The organism is Bacillota bacterium, assembly GCA_012837335.1.
GTDB lineage: Bacteria > Bacillota > Limnochordia > Darwinibacteriales > DTU012 > DTU012.
Window position 1 is genome coordinate 15608 of record DURM01000023.1, and the last position, 17275, is coordinate 32882.

Annotated in this window: 14 protein-coding genes and 1 tRNA gene; all 15 read right to left on the bottom strand. The window is 45.7% G+C overall.

Going from position 1 to position 17275, the window contains the following annotated elements; translation table 11 throughout:
• Positions 1-54: 54 nt before the first annotated feature.
• The 15 genes from GX019_03295 to GX019_03365 all read right to left on the bottom strand — a co-directional run bounded on the left by GX019_03295 (position 55) and on the right by GX019_03365 (position 17266).
• Positions 55-984 carry a carbohydrate ABC transporter permease gene (locus GX019_03295; GenBank protein ID HHT36184.1) on the bottom strand — a complete coding sequence of 310 codons (930 nt, stop codon included), beginning with the start codon at positions 982-984 and terminating at the stop codon, positions 55-57.
• Positions 985-1011: 27 nt separating this feature from the next.
• A complete protein-coding gene (locus GX019_03300; GenBank protein HHT36185.1) occupies positions 1012-1923 on the bottom strand; it encodes a sugar ABC transporter permease in 912 nt (303 codons plus the stop codon).
• On the bottom strand, positions 1920-4718 hold the full coding sequence (locus GX019_03305; GenBank protein ID HHT36186.1) for a hypothetical protein: 2799 nt from the start codon (positions 4716-4718) through the stop codon (positions 1920-1922). Before GX019_03305 ends, GX019_03300 begins: the two co-directional genes overlap by 4 nt.
• A gap of 25 nt (positions 4719-4743) precedes the next feature.
• The gene (locus GX019_03310) at positions 4744-6873 is read right to left on the bottom strand and encodes a hypothetical protein (protein HHT36187.1); all 2130 of its coding nucleotides are present in this window, start codon (positions 6871-6873) and stop codon (positions 4744-4746) included.
• A gap of 441 nt (positions 6874-7314) precedes the next feature.
• Positions 7315-7686 carry a TIGR04086 family membrane protein gene (locus tag GX019_03315; protein ID HHT36188.1) on the bottom strand — a complete coding sequence of 124 codons (372 nt, stop codon included), beginning with the start codon at positions 7684-7686 and terminating at the stop codon, positions 7315-7317.
• A 109-nt stretch (positions 7687-7795) separates the two neighbouring features.
• Entirely contained in the window at positions 7796-9865 is a 2070-nt protein-coding gene (gene fusA, locus GX019_03320) for an elongation factor G (GenBank protein ID HHT36189.1), read from the bottom strand.
• A 146-nt stretch (positions 9866-10011) separates the two neighbouring features.
• Positions 10012-11376, bottom strand: a complete 1365-nt coding sequence (locus tag GX019_03325) for a hypothetical protein (protein HHT36190.1) — start codon at positions 11374-11376, stop codon at positions 10012-10014.
• A 122-nt stretch (positions 11377-11498) separates the two neighbouring features.
• Positions 11499-11576 (bottom strand) — tRNA-Pro (locus tag GX019_03330).
• A 45-nt stretch (positions 11577-11621) separates the two neighbouring features.
• Positions 11622-11903, bottom strand: a complete 282-nt coding sequence (locus GX019_03335; protein HHT36191.1) for an HU family DNA-binding protein — start codon at positions 11901-11903, stop codon at positions 11622-11624.
• Positions 11904-11967: 64 nt separating this feature from the next.
• Entirely contained in the window at positions 11968-13446 is a 1479-nt protein-coding gene (gene spoIVA / locus GX019_03340) for a stage IV sporulation protein A (protein HHT36192.1), read from the bottom strand.
• Positions 13447-13652: 206 nt separating this feature from the next.
• Entirely contained in the window at positions 13653-14264 is a 612-nt protein-coding gene (plsY, locus tag GX019_03345) for a glycerol-3-phosphate 1-O-acyltransferase PlsY (protein ID HHT36193.1), read from the bottom strand.
• Position 14265: 1 nt separating this feature from the next.
• Positions 14266-15576, bottom strand: a complete 1311-nt coding sequence (locus GX019_03350) for a ribosome biogenesis GTPase Der (protein ID HHT36194.1) — start codon at positions 15574-15576, stop codon at positions 14266-14268.
• A gap of 61 nt (positions 15577-15637) precedes the next feature.
• Positions 15638-16171, bottom strand: a complete 534-nt coding sequence (locus tag GX019_03355; GenBank protein ID HHT36195.1) for a DUF3189 family protein — start codon at positions 16169-16171, stop codon at positions 15638-15640.
• Positions 16158-16349, bottom strand: coding sequence for a hypothetical protein (locus GX019_03360; GenBank protein ID HHT36196.1), 192 nt, complete (start codon positions 16347-16349; stop codon positions 16158-16160). The genes GX019_03355 and GX019_03360 overlap by 14 nt, the downstream gene beginning before the upstream one ends.
• 5 nt (positions 16350-16354) lie before the next feature.
• Positions 16355-17266 (bottom strand): hypothetical protein, encoded by a 912-nt coding sequence (locus tag GX019_03365; protein ID HHT36197.1) that lies wholly within the window; start codon positions 17264-17266, stop codon positions 16355-16357.
• Positions 17267-17275 lie beyond the last annotated feature (9 nt).

A 17275-nucleotide genomic window follows, 5' to 3' on the forward strand; every position in this document is an offset into this window, starting at 1 on the left:
ATACTGCAAACAACTTTTTTGGCCTTACCACCCCCTTAATGATAATTGGGAATTCTATTGTCCTGTTATACCTGTGCGCTGGATACTTTCAACGAAGAACCGCTGCAGACAGATATACAGGATAACAACTGGAGCAATCACAAGCAGACTACCAGTGTTGTTTAATAATGAAGTCTCAGGCATAGAAGATCCCCAACGATCCCCCAGCACACTGAATGGAAGCTTATCCAGCATCATTGGCAGAGTAACTGCATTGCCCAAGAACATCTGGGTCATGTAATAGTCATTCCACTGCCAGACAAACGCGAATAAGAAGACGATTACCATCGACGGCACAGCTGCTGGCAGCATAATCTGTATGAAAGTGCGGAAAGTGCTTGCTCCATCCACATAGGCTGCTTCTTCTAAATCACGGGGCATTCCCTTAAACGACTGCCGCATAATATAAATGAACAAACCATTCCGCGGGCCAGTAGCAGTAGCTGCCATGATCACTAGCGGCCACAGCGAGTTGATCAGGTTGATGCTGGTTGGCAGTGCACCCAATAAATCGAAATAACGGAAGTTTAGATATAAAGGAATTATAAACAGCTCGGGTGGAACAATCAGTGTAATAATCGCTAGAGTAAACAGGACATTTGCCCCTTTGAATTTAAAGCGGGAAATCCCATAGGCCACAAGTGTACTGGATACTAACTGGAGGGCACTGACCAGAAAAGCTAATTTTATAGAATTCCAAAATGCCAGCGGGTACTTCATATAGTTCCACGCCAATTCATAGTTACGGAGTGTTGGATTGCGGGGAATCCACGCTACAGTGGTATCCCACAAATCATTCCGCGACATAAACGAAGATGCAATCTTGCTTAGGATCGGGAAGATAACAATGTAACACACCCCGATTAAAATCACAGCGCGAGCAAATACCCAAATATACTTGAAGAAATTGTTTCTTATTATTTTCCTTCGGTTAGTGACAGCCATGCCCCACCCCTCCTTTGATACGATGTCTTATTCATGATAGAACACAAGCCGGGAAAAGATCAGGAATGTTACTCCCAAAAACAGACCAATAATCAGGAAGTAAACCCAGGACATAGCCGAGCCGATCCCATATCCCAAAGAACCAAAGGCTGCTGACCGAATGGTAGTTACCATCTGATTCGATGTCGATGTAAAATAATCGACAACGGTATAAACAATATTAGTTAAAATTAATGGACTTACCATCGGCAGTGTAATCAGCCAGAAGTTTTCCCAGGCTGTAGCACCTTCTACTTCTGATGCTTCATACAAAGATCTCGGGATAGCCTGCAGTCCTGCCAGGAGAACGAGAATCTGGATTCCTGAACTGCGGATAATGTTTGGCAGCGATTCAATCGCCAGTAAGATGTTTTCGATCAAAGCGGGCGGCAGCTGAAAATTAGACAAATACAGACTCAAAGATGGTGTAACCAAAAACGTTGAGGCTGCCTCCATACCATATTCTAAAATTCCGGTCATATAGTCCTCGGTTTCGATCTTAAGAATAATACCTGAAGTCATGACAATTGGCAGGAACAAAATTGTCCGCGCTAATAAACGTCCTCTAAACTTCTGATTTAAGACAATCGCTGCAAAGAAGCTGAAGATCAAAACCCAGAAAACATTGCTTACCATACCCATAATGGTTTCAGTTAGATCCCGCACAAAAGTGGGATGAACCCTAAGGATATGGCGGTAATTCTCTAATCCAACAAAGTTCAACTCGTAACCAGATCTTGTGATAACCAGTTCATGAAAACTAAAGATAGCTGATAAAATTGATGGATAGAGAAACACGAACAGGAAACCCAGGATAAACGGCAGCGAGAACAAATATCCGGCTACTACGTTTTGCTGCCTGAGTGATAATCCCTTCCTTCTCACTTTACGCTTTTTCATTGCTCTCCCCCCATCACCAGATAGCCTTTTGCGTTGATCCGCAAACCGTCAACTTCCACAGGATCGCTGTTGTAGTTGACGATAATCTTGGTACCATCTTCATAGGTGGTTGCAAAAACTTGTTCATCCAGCTGCTGATGGTTGATTATCGTCTGACCCTGCAGTGGAGCCAAGACCTGGTTAACTTCATTATAAATCTCGACAGCAAGCTCTTTCCAAGTCCGGTAATTAATCGACAGCAGGTATTGGAATGGCGAATCCTTAAGAATCGATGAATCCTCGTAGCTCCAAATAAAATATGGATTAGCTCCTACTTCCAGCAATTTTAGTTTAGCGTCATCAAAATCAACTGCATAGTTAAGAGCGGCACCGGCGTAGTTTACATATCCTCTGGCAACTATCTGATAAAATGGCACAGCTTGGTCACTGATGACAAAACCACTGCTGTCTACCGGCATATTGAGAATATGGTCTGCGTGGACTAATCCGTAAACATTAGCGCCATTCATCATCAGCGAATAGGATTTAGCAAGTTCGCCAATCTCTGCACCGATGATCCTTTTTGCCTGCTGGCGGTCTACCAACAGCTCATCATTTTCTCGGAAATCTGCGTTTAAGGCGGTACCGAGATCTCTCAGCGAGAGCCCGTTCAAACCATAAGCGCTGTAGTCGCTCTGGAAGCCCTCTATTTGGGCTTTTAAGCTTCTCGGCGATACCACCCAGGCATTCGTTCCAGTATTAAGTACCCGCTGCACATAATTCTTATTCAGGGAGTATGCCGCATCATTTGTCGAATTAAATCCGTCATTGATGGTATCTCTGGCAGCAATGGTCTGCGTTACATCCGGGAACATAGCTATCCCTTTAGCTCGCAGGGATTCTACGAGACCGGTAAAGCCGGTTTGCCCTCCCAGCGCCTTTTCGATTTCCACTTTATTTGGATAGATGTGCTCTACACCACCGGCAAGCCATCCAGTGTAGCGCAGCTTAATATTGTCAATACCATCATCAAGCAGCTCATCAACAATTGCCTCAGCCTGCTCGAAAGTAGTCAGCGGTACAATTACTTCCCGCGGAATTCCGAGAATTGGCTGCTTGCGGTGAACGCCGCCAACCAGCTCAAGGTAAAATGGTATTTCTTGATCAGACTCAGTTTTTGCTAAACCAAAGTTGTCAACTAAATACTCTTGATATAAACGAGCCATACCGGCATAGTTTGCCTCTTCGCCTTCAAGAAACTGATAGCGAATCTGCAGATCTGAATCCACCAGCCTCTGTTGATAGGTGTTAATATACGATCCGCCACCTCCGCGGGAACTTACCGCTAACTGTACGCTGCCAACAGGCATTACATTAAAGCGGGCATAAACTGTATCCACAGGATTAACTCTGCCGGCTGTTTTTACTACAATGCTGGCAACCGCATCGCCCTCTTCAATAATAGCGAAGAACCCTGCGTCACCACGCTTCATACCAAAGACTGGCAGCTGCTGCGGTTGGAAATGGCGGCGCAGCTCAAGTTCGGATTGAATATCAGTGGTTGTGCCGAGGTTAGCTAAGTTTTCACCATAGAGACGGTGCTGCAGTGTTAAATCGTCAGTCGCCCTAACCCGATCGCCGGAAAGATAGATCAACGATCCGGAACCATCCGGAATGAGAATATAGCCTGATTCCGCTTCATCTGGAGCACCGAAATAAGGCAGCAGATTGATAGCATGGAGCGGAAAAGTTACTTCTCCGCCACCGCCAATACCCCCAAATGCTTCCATTAAACGCTCGTCAGTAACTACCGTCCAGTGAACTCCACGCATACCCCAGATATCGCTGGTGAAGGCATTCTTAGGATAAACCACTTCATCCATAGGAACGCGTACCACTAAACTGTCTCCGTCTAACCGATACTCAACAGGAATCTTAAAGTTTTCAACTTTCTGCTCTGGCGGAACTAAACCATAAGCAGTATTGTCGTCCTGTTTATCATAAGGAGTGTATCCTGCTTCCTTTAGAATCGCAGCCATATCTTCTAAATCCCACGGAAACATATTTTGCTTGCGCACAAATGTGGGATTATCAATAAAGGCGGCGATATCTTCAGGTTTTAATTGAGTAATCGAACCAATATCATTACGGTTGTTCCGGATCTGCTCCAAAATGTGTCTGACAAAGTCACCTTTTTGCCGTCCGCTTAAGTTGGTTTCCGGCATGATTGTATACGAACCAAATAAAGCATTCTTATCGAGATTAGTAATATTTACCCGCTGGTAATCTTCCGGCATCTCTTCCATTGTAAAGCGGACAAAATTCTTGCGGACAAAATCTCTATCCCTTTGGTTTTCAATGCTTGCAAGTACTTCGTTGAGGCGTGCTTCACTAATCAGCACAGGGACATAATCCTCCTGATTCCACACCTGTCCGAACACATAGTCGATCCTGACGCCGTCATCGATTGGTGTTATTTCAAACTGCTCATAAGCAACACTATCTGCTGCATTGTTCATAGTGCGAGCATCATCACTAGGAGTAAAGTATTCAATGAGTACCTGCTCCTGGGCTTTTTGGTTATTGGGATTGCTGTACCAAACCCGCCCGCTAGTGCGATTAACTACTGCAAATTGAGTAGTTTGCTCGTTGAGGTACAGCTGCAGAAATTCATTCTCAGCTGCTAACTCATAGCCGCGGGGCAGCTCTGGAACTAGAGATTCATCTGCTGCGGCAGCTGCCCCAGGTATTAAGCTGAGTGCAGCAACTACTGCGCATAAAACTATCTGCCTGATAAAACGCGATCTGAATTGCACTTAATTACCTCCTATTCCCAGCGCCTTACAGCCGGTAATTTATCTCGGTTAAAATCGTGATGATAAACCGGCTGACGTGATCTACTACACTCGTAAACAGCAGTCCAACAAACAGCGCCGCTGCAATTCCGCAGATAATCAAAATCGCTGTTATGATAGTCTTGCCCATGGTGTATTCGTGCAGTGTCATTGTACCAATAAGCAGCAGCATCACGGTCCAGGCGACTGAAATAACGCGAACTAAGGTCAATAAACTGCCTTCTCCCTCAATTAGGAAGTGGCTTACGGCGGTTGAAGGTATATTCAAGATAATAACCGGTGTTAAGGCATAGGCAGACATGATAAAGATCTCTTTTAAGGTACCCTTGCCTTCCATCAGGGTAGTGAACGCCCAGTTTACTCCCACCCACAGTAAGAACGGAACTAGAATACTGGTTGCATCGACAAACAGATTCACTTCAGTTACATCCAGCGTATTAAATGTAAAGGCTGTGTACTGGCGCATGAAAACATAAGCGAGAACTGTCATGACTAATAAAGTATTTGCTGCGGCAGTAGTACCCCGTTTCTCATGCTTAAGGTCCCAAAATCCATCAAACGGATGAAAAATAACATGAAGTGAATACAGCAAGCTGTCCACAAGCTTCCTAAACGAATATTCACGCTTAACCGCATGCGGAATGCTGTTCTCCGGCATTGATTCCATCTGTGCACTTAATTCTGCGAGCGCTTTCGGATTATCAGCAAGGCCAATAAACTTACTGAAGCGTTTACCCAGCTTCAGTTTTGGTCCAATAAACAAAAAAATAAAGACAGCAAAAACGCCGGTCATAATCCAAGCAATATTATCGCCAACAAATTTCTGGCGATGAGCAGAAAATGCGTCTGAATAACCAGTGCGGTTTTGACCTAATTGATAAAACCGCATTGCTTTATCATAGTCCTGCTCCAAGAGCGCGGTTGTAGCAATCCAGTTATACGCAATCTCGAAACCGGGGTTCTGGTTTAAAACATCCTGCCAAACTTCGGCAGCATCAAAATAATAACCGCGGTCGTAAAAATCAATGGCCTGGTGGATAGCCTGAGTATACGCAGTGGGTTCAAATACAGTTATACCCCTGTTATCCAAAACAACCAGTCTGTTGCCATCCAGCTCTGCCAAGGCTACTGGATTGCGGAAGCGACCAAGAACGTCGCCGATTCCACCGAATACATAGAGCAGGTCACCGTTGCGATCATAGGTGAACACTCGCCCTTTTGCTCCATCAAGTACACTGAAAACGCCATTTTTTCGGCCTAAAACATCTACAAAAGAGGATTGGGCAATAAATGAACTTCCAGTGATCTCAACATCACCGATAATCGGCAGCTGGCTGACCCGGCGCATAATATCTTTTCCGGCCGGATTAAGAAGCTTGACAATTTCTTCGTTTCCATCAGCAGCAGTGTCGCGCAGAACCGCATACAGCATACCGTCCTCGTTGATGCCAAAATTCGCATACTCAATAGGCAGAAACAGCTGCAGCTGAGCCCGCTGCTCATCACTGGCCAGCCGCATCCAAAACACATCCACGGCTGAAGGAGTTACCCGGGGAGCTCCAATAAACCCGAGAAATTTACCTTCTTTATCAAATTGAAAAATCCCCTCATAGACATTAGCTGCGATAACATAAACTCTGCCTAAGGGGTCAACTTCGATTTTAAGAGGCCGATAAATGTAATCATCTTTGATCAACGCTCTGTCAGAAGATTCCGGTTGCCCGATTATGCGGAGCAAATTCCCATCCGCGTCTAGAACAACGATTCGAGCATTGTCAGTATCGGCAATGTAAACTTCGCCAATATCGCTGACTGCAATTCCGGAAGGATTGCGGAATGTATCATCACTGCCATTATTTATAAAGGTTGTAATCTCCAACTCTAACTCTAACTCCGCAGACAAGCGGATGATGCGGTTGTTTCCTGAGTCAGCAATAAAGACCTTCTGGTCCGGACCGACTGCTAAATCCTGCGGCCTTCTTAAAGCACCGACACCAAGGGCTTGTCCGTCTACTAATAATGAAGGGAAATATGCTTGTGGTGCCGGCACCCGTTCGCCCCAGAAATTAAAAAGGTAACTCTCATAAGGTGCAGCTGCTGATGCTAGCTTCACCACAGCTAATAAAAGCAATAAAGTTACCGAAAAAGTAGTCCATTTTTTGTTCCTAGTAAACAAGGCGCACACCCCAACCTTCTCATTTTTTGCTTGTTAAAGATATCTTAATAAAAGCGGACAAACAATCAATATATGTGTAGTTCGGTTAAATGGTACCACATTTATTAGTTGTTAGCTACGCAGAAAATGCTATCTTGAAAAAAAGTACACATTTTTTGATATCCCTCAGCTAATATTTTCCTAAAACCCCAGCTTATGCTTCCTGATACTCTAATTATGCCATCATGGGCATATAACTGCAAATCTTTATTTTTCCATTGTCTTGGAGTTTTGGGTAAATTATCAGCTTACTGCCATTTTATATCGAAAGCCAATTCTAGACTTTGCATTTTATGTTCCAACACCTATGCTGCGCCCGGCAGCTGACAGTATATAGTTATGCTACTGGTTAAAGATGCCTCCTATCACACTACCCAGCAGCCCACAGAGGCTGACTAACAACAACTGTTTAAACCAAGTCCAGCGCAAAAACAAGCTAAAATCCGCTCTCAATACTGTTACAACCACCAGAAAGATAACACCAACCAAAATCCCATGCAGCCACAGTTTATGCTTCAACTTTGACCCCATATAGAACGCGCCAGAGGCAATACTCACATACACTCCTACCGATATAACTCCATCAGTATACTGCCAGGAGGAAACATAGGCTGCCACAGCTATTACTAAAGCAAACACAAAAAGAGCAAAAAAAGTCAATAAAATGCCCTTGCCGAGCTGAGCGAAATTAACAGCACTGTTTGTGTTTTTCACAGGTATTCACTCCCATTCAATCAGGTCGCTCATTTAACACTATGTTTCATGAAAAAAAAATATGCAGTCCACCGAAATGGACTGCATATTGTAAGATCCACTTATACCTTTACGCTTCTTTTTGTCTTGCCGCAATAATGTCCTCAGCAATATTTTGCGGAACCTCTTCATAGTGGCTGAATTCTGTTGTAAATGAGCCTCTGCCTTGAGTTATTGAACGCAGGTCAATCGCATACTTAAACATTTCACTCATAGGCACCTGAGCCCGGATTACCTGATTTCCGCCCTGGGGCTCCATACCTAAGATCTTACCGCGTTTCTTGTTGAGATCTCCCATTACATCGCCCATGAAACTCTCAGGCACTACAATTTTGACATTCAAAATTGGCTCCAGCAGCACTGGATTGGCATCGGCAAATCCTTTCTTCAAGGCCATAGACGCCGCAATCTTAAACGCCATCTCCGAAGAGTCTACACTGTGGTATGAACCATCGTAAAGCGATACTTTCAGGTTAACAATCGGATAGCCGGCAATAATTCCTTCCTCCATTGTTTCCCGAATACCTTTTTCAACCGCCGGGATATACTGACGGGGAACAGCTCCACCGAAAATATTGTCAACGAACTCCAGCTCATCGTCGCCTTCGCCGCTGCCCGGACTGATTTCGAGCCATACATGGCCGTATTGACCTCTACCTCCAGATTGTTTCTTGTGCTTACCTTCAACTTTGACTGAACCGCGGATTGTTTCACGGTAAGGAATGGAGGGAGTTGAAAGCTCTACTTCAGCACCAAACTTGCTGTGGAGACGGCTGCACATGATTTCCAAATGCAGATCGCCTAAACCGGAAATCAGAATTTCACTGGTTTCAGCACTCTTCTCAACCTTAAAGGTTGGGTCTTCTTCTGCAAGACGCGCCAAGCCATTACCGATTTTATCTTCATCGCCTTTTGCCAGAGGCTGCACAGCCATTGTCATAACTGACTGCGGGAATTCGATTCCCTTCGGTTTTACTGTAGCACCTTTAACAGTAAGTACATCATTGGTGTTGGTTTCCTGCAGCTTGGCCACAGCACCGATATCTCCTGCGGAGATTTGAGTAACCGGAATATTCTCTTTACCTTTAATAACAAACAGTTGACCGACCCGCTCATCGCGTCCAGCACTGAGGTTGTGGACAGTGCTGTCTGATTTCATAGTTCCTGATAAAACCTTAAATAATGTTAGTTTGCCGACATACGGGTCTGCAAGGGTTTTAAATACTAATGCGCACAGCTTGTCGCCTTCAGGTGAAATCTCTACTTCATCTCCAGACTTGGTATCAATGCCAACATCGATTCTTTCCTTTGGACTCGGTGCACATTTGATGCAGTAATCTAAGAGTTCAGAAACACCCACATTTGCCGAAGCGGAGCCGCAGAATACTGGAACAACATCTCCGGTTCTGGTACCAACTGCCAGAGCGGCTTCAACCTCTTGATCAGTTAATGCCTCGCCTTCAAGGTACTTCATCATCAGTTCATCATCGGTTACGGAAACAGCTTCGATGAGAGCATCTCTTGCCATTTCCACATCATCAGCCATTTCTGCAGGGATATCACCAACGGTAACACTGTTTCCATCCCACAGATAAGCTTTCTGCTGAATCAGATCGATATGACCGCGGTAACTATCAGCAGTGCCGATTGGAATCTGTACCGGAACAATCTTCTGACCAAACATTGATCTCAACTGCTCAACTACGCGATCAAAGTTTGCATTCTCCCGCTCTATCTTGTTGATATAGATCATGCGCGGGATATTATTCTGCTCAGTCATGTCCCATGCTTTTTCGGTTCCAACCTCAACTCCGGCAGAAGCGCAGACCACAATCAGCGCTGTGTCTGCAACTCGAAGAGCAGCAGTAACGTCACCAACAAAATCGAAATATCCCGGAGTATCGAGGATATTAATCTTATGGTCTTTCCACTCAATCGGAGCCATGGACAAATTAATACTGATCTGCCGTTTAACCTCTTCGGGATCGTAGTCGAGGGTACTTGTACCGTCATCGACGCGGCCGAGCCTGTTAATACCCTTGGATACAAATAACATCGCTTCTGCCAGCGATGTCTTGCCTGCACCACTGTGGGAAACCAGGGCTACATTACGTAATTTGTCAATACTGTAGTTCTTCACTAAATCTCCTCCTCTTGTCCTACTGCCTCTATTTTAACAGGAAACATTATTAACTAATTGTTTACATTCCTCTGTAGTATTCCACAAGAAGAGGGCACCTTCCTTCCTCTCCGTGAAATTAATCCAAAAAACTGGAAGAATAGGGTCTACCACCAACCCCAGCTCTTGGTAATCCGCAGTTCACTAGTGGAGTAGTCAAAATCGACATCATAACCCATCAGGCTTATGAGAGATATCGGAATATAGGTTTTTCCATCTTGAGTCAAAATCTGATCAGCGAACGGCAGCGGAGTGTTCCGCCACAGCACAGCGCCTTCTTCTGGATCAATAACAAAATAATCTAGGCCTTTAATTAAGAATATGCGCTTTGTTCCAAAACGAATCAATCCTAACGCTGAAGCCAATCCATCGACATCGAGATAGATCTTTCCGGAATAGACCTGAAGCCCAATTGGCTTATTAGTAGCTTTATTATTCACAAATATTCTAATCTGCTCAGGATCGACATCGTAAAGCGTATAGTACCTGCCACTGGTTTCCTCAATAAGCATGGTGTCATTAACCATAACTATGTCTCGCACACCGCTTAAGGGATATACTGAGCGAACGCTCAAGCTGCTGGCTCCTATGCTATAAGAGGTAATACCTGAAGCTGTTGAGATATTGACCAAGCCTAAACCCGGCACTATCTTGGTCACATTACCTTCAAGTTCATAGGGAAAATGCCTTTGGGTTGCAATTGTCTCTCCGTTCCATCTCCAGGTATACACAATATTTTGTCCAGTTACTACCATGATCTCGGGCAGCTGGCCGCTCTGCAGTTCGGCTACCACTAAGCTGTCGATGGTTCCCCAAGGAAAGTTCTGCCAAACTAGTTCAAACTGACCTTCCTGCCAGCTCAAGACCCCAACATAACCAGAATTATGGGTAAAAACTACATCGTCGCGACCAGAGCCAGTCAAATCTGCTGCTTGGATATACTTTACAGCTGCGTTTGGCTGAGAGCGCCAGAAAAGCTCCAACTTACCATCCCAAGATAAGTAAACAAAAGCCTCGCCGCGAGCTGTACGGACTATTACGTCACCCCAACCGTTACCGGTAATATCGCACACCTCAAGATAAACAACAGGAGTCCACAAGTACCGCTGCTCAAAAACCTGCTGCCACTTGCCTTGGACTTTCTGGTAGATATAATAGCTGCCTTTATCGGTTCCTATTAAAATTTCAGGGCGAAAGTCACCTGTCAAATCACCAGCTGCGACAGCAGTAACCACACCGGAAAACCCGGAAATCGTTTCAAGCACCTGTTCTTGATCATAAATCTTAACCTCACTGCCAAGACCAGCAATGATCTGATCCGCTCCGGTATCTAAGACATCTGCTGCAGTGATAATACTATTGTGCAAATAAGGCTGTTCAGCCAATAAGTACTCAGCTTGAACTGCCGCTGAATTCGCGGCAAAGCTGATTAACAAAATGACCAGGAGCAAGCCGCACCGTTTAATGCTCAATTAGAAGCAGCCTCCTTCAATTTGTGTCTGCTTGTCTTACGTTAATATTATTTGCTGTTTAGAGGTCATTTCCTGCATAAACAAAAAATCCTCCCAAATCTGGAAGGATTCTGTAAGCTGAATGGTCGGGGCGACAAGATTTGAACTTGCGACCTCTACCACCCCAAGGTAGCGCGCTAGCCAAGCTGCGCCACGCCCCGACTGACAGAAAATAGGATACCATAGTTCCGAAAAAAAAGCAAGGGTTATTTCCTATTTTCAACAGCATCTTTCAGCTGTTTACCAGCTTTAAAAGCAGGAACTGACTTTGCTGGAATAGTCATTTCGGCGCCAGTCTGGGGATTGCGGCCAGTTCGCTCGGCTCTCTCTCTAACTTCAAAGGAACCAAAGCCAATAATCTGCACCTTCTCACCCTGAGCCAAGCTCTCGGTGATAGAGGCAAAAACAGCATCTACAGCAGCAGCAGCATCTTTTTTCGTCAAATTTGTTTTAGCTGCAACCTGATCAACTAAATCGGTTTTAGTCATCCGATATCCTCCTTCATTAGGTGTTATCCCTAGTTTAACCACTAATGATGAGGATTATCAAAAATTACAAGATAATGCAAATTAATCCGCCGCTTCCTTCATTGATGATTTTGGACAGTGTTTCCTGCAGTTTTTCTCTCGCGTTATCAGGCATGCGGTTCAGTTTTGCTTGAATTCCTTCCTTGACTAAGTCCTGCAGTGAGCGTCCGAGAAAATCACGGTTCCATAAAGCATCGGGATCAGCCTGAAATTCCTCTGACAGTGACTGCACCAGCTCTTCGCCCTGTTTTTCAGTTCCGACCAAGGGAGTTACTTCTGTCATGATATTGGCGCGGATCAGATGAATGGATGGTGCTGAAGCAGTCAGCTTAATTCCAAAGTGGCGTCCCTGCTTAATCAGCTCCGGATGTTCAAATGTAATATCATCTACAGACGGAGAGACAATACCATAGCCTGTTTCCCGCACTTCCATCAGCGCTGAGGACAGTTTGTCATACTCTCTCTTGGCAACTGACAGATCATGCATCAGCCGGATCAAATGGTGATCACCTTCAACATCCAGTCCTGTCATGTCGGCAAGCACCTGATAAAACAGCGAACGGTCCGCTCCCAACTCAACATCGATAGTTCCTGTGCCCATATCCATTCTTTCCAATAAAGCACTGTCGAGAGCTTCAGCTGCGGCTAAGTACTCCATTGAGCTTGCTACGTCACGGAGCCGCTCAACCAAATTCACACTTTCATAGGCTGCCTGTTCGAACTCCTGACGCAGCCAGTGATCCTGCGGCAGCTCTTCAATCCAGCGGGGAAAGCGGAAGTTAATTTCTCTAACCGGAAATTCAAAGAGCGCTTCCCGCATCAGTCCCAGGATATCATCCTGAGTCATGCGCAGACAGTCTAAAGGAACTACCTTAACCCCATATTTGTCTTCTAATGCTTCTGCCAGGGCAGTGGTTTGAGGACTATGGGGCTGGTCCGAATTCAGCACCACAATAAAGGGTTTCTCCAATTCTTTCAGTTCAGCAATTACCCGCTCTTCAGCTTCAAGATAATCGTCACGCTCGATATCAGTGACTGAGCCGTCTGTCAGCACCACTAATCCAAGTGTAGAGTGCTCACTGATCACTTTGCGGGTACCAAGCTCTGCTGCTTCTTGAAAGGGAATCTGATGGTCAAACCAGGGTGTCATCACCATCCGCGGTCCATCCTCGTCATGATAACCTATCGCCCCGGGAACTGTGTAACCAACGCAGTCAACCAGCCGCACCTTAAACTTAATGTTCTCTTCTAAAACTACCTCAATGGGCTCTTCGGGTACGAATTTCGGTTCGGTAGTGGTAATCATTTTACCTGCCCCACTCTGAGGCAGTTCATCCTTCGTTCTCTCCTTGACATGGATATCTTCAATATTGGGCAGGACTAACAAATCCATAAACCGCTTAATGAAAGTCGATTTTCCTGTACGCACCGGACCTACGACGCCTAAATAGATACTTCCGCCAGTACGTTCCGCGATATCAGCGAAAAGACTGAATTTCTCCATCAAGGCTTCCCTCCTTTGAATTGGGTTTACCCCTCCTACTTACCGCACCCTCTATGAATCCAGCCTCGTCTACAATTAGGCATGCATGCGGATGGACACTATAACTATATTAGGAGCTTGGAGAAAATATAACAAAATGAAGCAAAAAAATCACGGAACACCCGCGACTTGCGGATTGTCCGTGATTTATACCAAAATATTCACTCCTAGTGTTTCTGCGCTTTCTCGCCAATCCGGTATTCAGTTCCGGCAAGCAGCCGCTCGATATTCGGTCGGTGGCGCCAGATAACAAATAGAGCCAATCCCGCCCCCAAAACCCAATAGCTGGGAGGAAACCCGAAGACTACTAAGCTGATTGGCAGCGATACAGCTGCCAAAATTGACGAGAGCGAGATAAAACGACTGATCCAAAGTGTGACCAACCACACGATCAGAAGTGTCAGCACTATTTTCCATGATAATCCTAATAAAACACCGCCGGCAGTTGCGACACCCCGGCCGCCCTTAAAGTTGGCAAACAGCGACAGACTGTGCCCAATGATTGCCGCAATACCAACGATAAACCACATAGTCTCATTGGACAGCATTTGTTTTGCAAGTAAGACAGGAATTAAACCTTTTCCAGCGTCTAATACTAAAACGATTATTGCGGGCACAGGACCAATAGTCCGCAGCACATTAGAAACTCCAATATTGCCGCTGCCGTATTCCCTAATATTAATATTTGCCCAAAGCTTGGCTACCCACAGCCCAAAAGGCAGCGAACCAAGCACATATGCAGCGAAAATTAATCCGATGTTCTGAACAAATCCACCCATGTTATGATCTCTCCTTCACACTCAGAATGATCGGAGTGCCGTAAAATCCATATTCTGTCCGCAAGCGGTTCTCCAAGTAGCGTAGGTACGAAAAATGCATCAGTTCTCGGTGATTCACATACAGCAAAAATACAGGTGGATTAACCTGAGCCTGTGTTGCATAAAAAATCTTTAACCTCACACCTTTATCTGAAGGAGGCTGATGCATGGCCACGGCATCCTGTATAATCTCATTCAGCCTGCCTGTTGGGATCCGCATACTCCGGTGCTCGGCAATCTGCACCGCTAAATTGATCAAGCGGTTAACTCTTCTGCCGGTAAGCGCCGAGATAAACTCAATCGGAGCATAGGATAAAAACTGCAGACCGGAATAAATCTCCTGCTCCAAGTCGCGCATTGTATTTGTTTCTTTTTCAACTAGATCCCATTTATTGACAATAATCGCACAGCCTTTGCCGCTTTCATGCACATAACCGGCGATCTTCTTATCCTGCTCGGTAACGCCTTCCTCAGCATCAAGCATCAAAAACACGATATCAGAGCGGTCAACTGCGCGGAGAGTTCTCAGCACGCTGTAACGTTCAACACCTACTTCAATTTTCTTCTTCCGCCTTAATCCAGCAGTGTCGATCAGGACAAACTCCTGATCCTCAAAGGTAAAAAAGGTGTCGATAGCATCGCGGGTTGTGCCAGGAATATCAGAAACGATCACCCGCTGCTCGCCGACAAACTGGTTGATCAGAGTAGATTTCCCTACATTTGGACGTCCAACAACTGCGATCTTTAAAGCATCGCTTTCGCCCAGGTCCGCATCTTCCGGAAATCTAGCTACTACTTTGTCCAGCAGATCGCCAACACCTCGACCGTGCTCAGCGGATGCAGAGACTGGCTCCCCTAATCCCAGCGCCCAGAACTCGGCGGTCATCTCCATACTTGCCGAGTAATCCTCTACTTTATTGACACAGAGCACTATTTCCTTATTGGTTCGGCGCAGCAGATCTGCGACATCCTCATCTGCTGCCGTTAATCCTTCACGCCCATCGACAACAAAAATAATAACATCCGCTTCTTCAATAGCAATTTCCGCCTGCTCTCTAACCTGTTTAGTAATGATGTCTTCTTCGGTCTCAATACCGCCTGTATCAACTAAAATAAAACGTTTATTGGTCCATTCTACTTCGCAGTAAATCCGATCTCGGGTTACCCCCGGCTGATCATCAACAATAGCTATTCTCTCGCGGGCAATGCGGTTAAACAAGGTGCTCTTGCCCACATTCGGTCTTCCCACGATTGCAACAATCGGTTTTGCCATAATCCACTCATTCCCTTACAGTTTCTACCAAATCTTTACCAGCTTAGATAATTCTCTAGTCTTAATGGGTTTTCCTCTTTTCTGGCTTGGATTTCGCTTCCGCGCAGTCGATTCCATACTCTTTTTTAGCGGCAGTTACAATCCGGACCAGATCGAAAAAAGCCAGCTGCGTACCCTTAATGACCAGCGGTCTGCCGAGCCGGACCCATTTTAGCTTTCGCGACATAAAGCCGCCTATCCTCATTAATATATTAACAGCAGGAAGCGTATCAATAAAGACTAGACCGTCTGTACTGCCTCCTGCAAGTAGTATGCCGCTTTTAATAGCCTGCTCTATCCCCTGTTTCTCACTGCCCCTGCCGCAGACATAAACCCGGTTGCCGCACTCATCCTCACCGATAAAATTCACTTTGCCGCGATCAGAAGACTCAACCCGATCGTAAAGCTGGACATTCCAGATTTCAGAAGCGGTTGGAATCTGCTCAGAATTGAGCTGTCCAATGTGAATCGCAGCTGCAATAGGCGACGAATGCGCTCCTCCATAACAGCAGTAGATAATATCCACCCAGTTCACCTCATAATCAATGCTTAACAATAATATATACGTTATTTCCCAAATCATGAACCGCGGCCATAAAGATGCGGGCCAAATAGACCGCAATTTTCTCCAGCTCCTCAGTATTTTCAGCATAGAAAGTTGGGGCAGAACCACCAACTCGCTCTTTATCAGTAGTGATTACAGCCAAGATTTGATTAGCAGCCACAACTTCCATCTGTCTCATCTCCCATCTAACATCCGGCCCGCGACAGAGCGGAGCGGCTTCCGAATTGCGCTTTCAAGGACCGGGACATTGGAAATTGCCTCTAAGAAGGCGGCTTGGTTGTCCTCTGAAGGAATCATCACCACCACCAGTTTTCCCGACTGGGGGTCGCGGCGGACGAGAGGTGTGAACTCCTGCTCACCAACATCCATAAAAACTCCAACCATCGCGGTAGCATCATGGGCGATCGCCTGCATCTGGCCAATATTAGCCAACGTAGCCTTCGCATCAACGTCTTTAGGAATAATCTCAGCCGCCACCGCTTGCTTAAGGTACCACTCCCTTGCACTTGGCAGGCCTACGTTCATCACGCTCACTCCGCCGACAACCAATATAGGTCCATCAAACTCAATCTCCGTGGAGCGGATTTCAGCAATATCGGCTATTGACGGTCCCCGCATCAAAAAGTTCAGCAGTCCAGCACTGGTTATAGCTGCTCCAACTGCCGCTGCTAACCGCAGCCACAGGGAAAAAGCTGCAGTCAATTCAGACACTGCCGCGACAATAAAGGCAGTCCAGATCGCCAAATAGTTGCGTGCCTCAAAAACCCGTGCAATTCCTTCGATATAAGCTGTTCCTCTAGCTACTAACTCATCAGCCTCTAGTTTTTCCAACGAACTGCGCTCAATATTTCGCACTTCTCTAAACTGGGATGCTGCCATCAGTAAAAACGATACAGCTGCAAACTCCGCTTCAATTAGAGACGGAACCAAAACTGCTCCTAACAGCGCTCCGATAAAACCAATAAACAAGTGGATAGCCCAGCCCTGAGGGTAGCTGGGATATTGGCGGTAATCCCGCCTCAGCATATAGAGCCGGGCTGCCAATCCGGATAGAGCCGCCAGCACAACTGAAAATAAATAATCCATCGCATTCAC

What these genes read in the sequence shown, in the direction of transcription:
- GX019_03295 (HHT36184.1), bottom strand. Translation starts at nt 984, where the DNA reads ATGGCTGTCACTAACCGAAGGAAAATAATAAGAAACAATTTCTTCAAG.
- GX019_03300 (HHT36185.1), bottom strand. Translation starts at nt 1,923, where the DNA reads ATGAAAAAGCGTAAAGTGAGAAGGAAGGGATTATCACTCAGGCAGCAA.
- GX019_03335 (HHT36191.1), bottom strand. Translation starts at nt 11,903, where the DNA reads ATGACTAAAACCGATTTAGTTGATCAGGTTGCAGCTAAAACAAATTTG.
- spoIVA (HHT36192.1), bottom strand. Translation starts at nt 13,446, where the DNA reads ATGGAGAAATTCAGTCTTTTCGCTGATATCGCGGAACGTACTGGCGGA.
- plsY (HHT36193.1), bottom strand. Translation starts at nt 14,264, where the DNA reads ATGGGTGGATTTGTTCAGAACATCGGATTAATTTTCGCTGCATATGTG.
- GX019_03350 (HHT36194.1), bottom strand. Translation starts at nt 15,576, where the DNA reads ATGGCAAAACCGATTGTTGCAATCGTGGGAAGACCGAATGTGGGCAAG.
- GX019_03360 (HHT36196.1), bottom strand. Translation starts at nt 16,349, where the DNA reads ATGGAAGTTGTGGCTGCTAATCAAATCTTGGCTGTAATCACTACTGAT.
- GX019_03365 (HHT36197.1), bottom strand. Translation starts at nt 17,266, where the DNA reads ATGGATTATTTATTTTCAGTTGTGCTGGCGGCTCTATCCGGATTGGCA.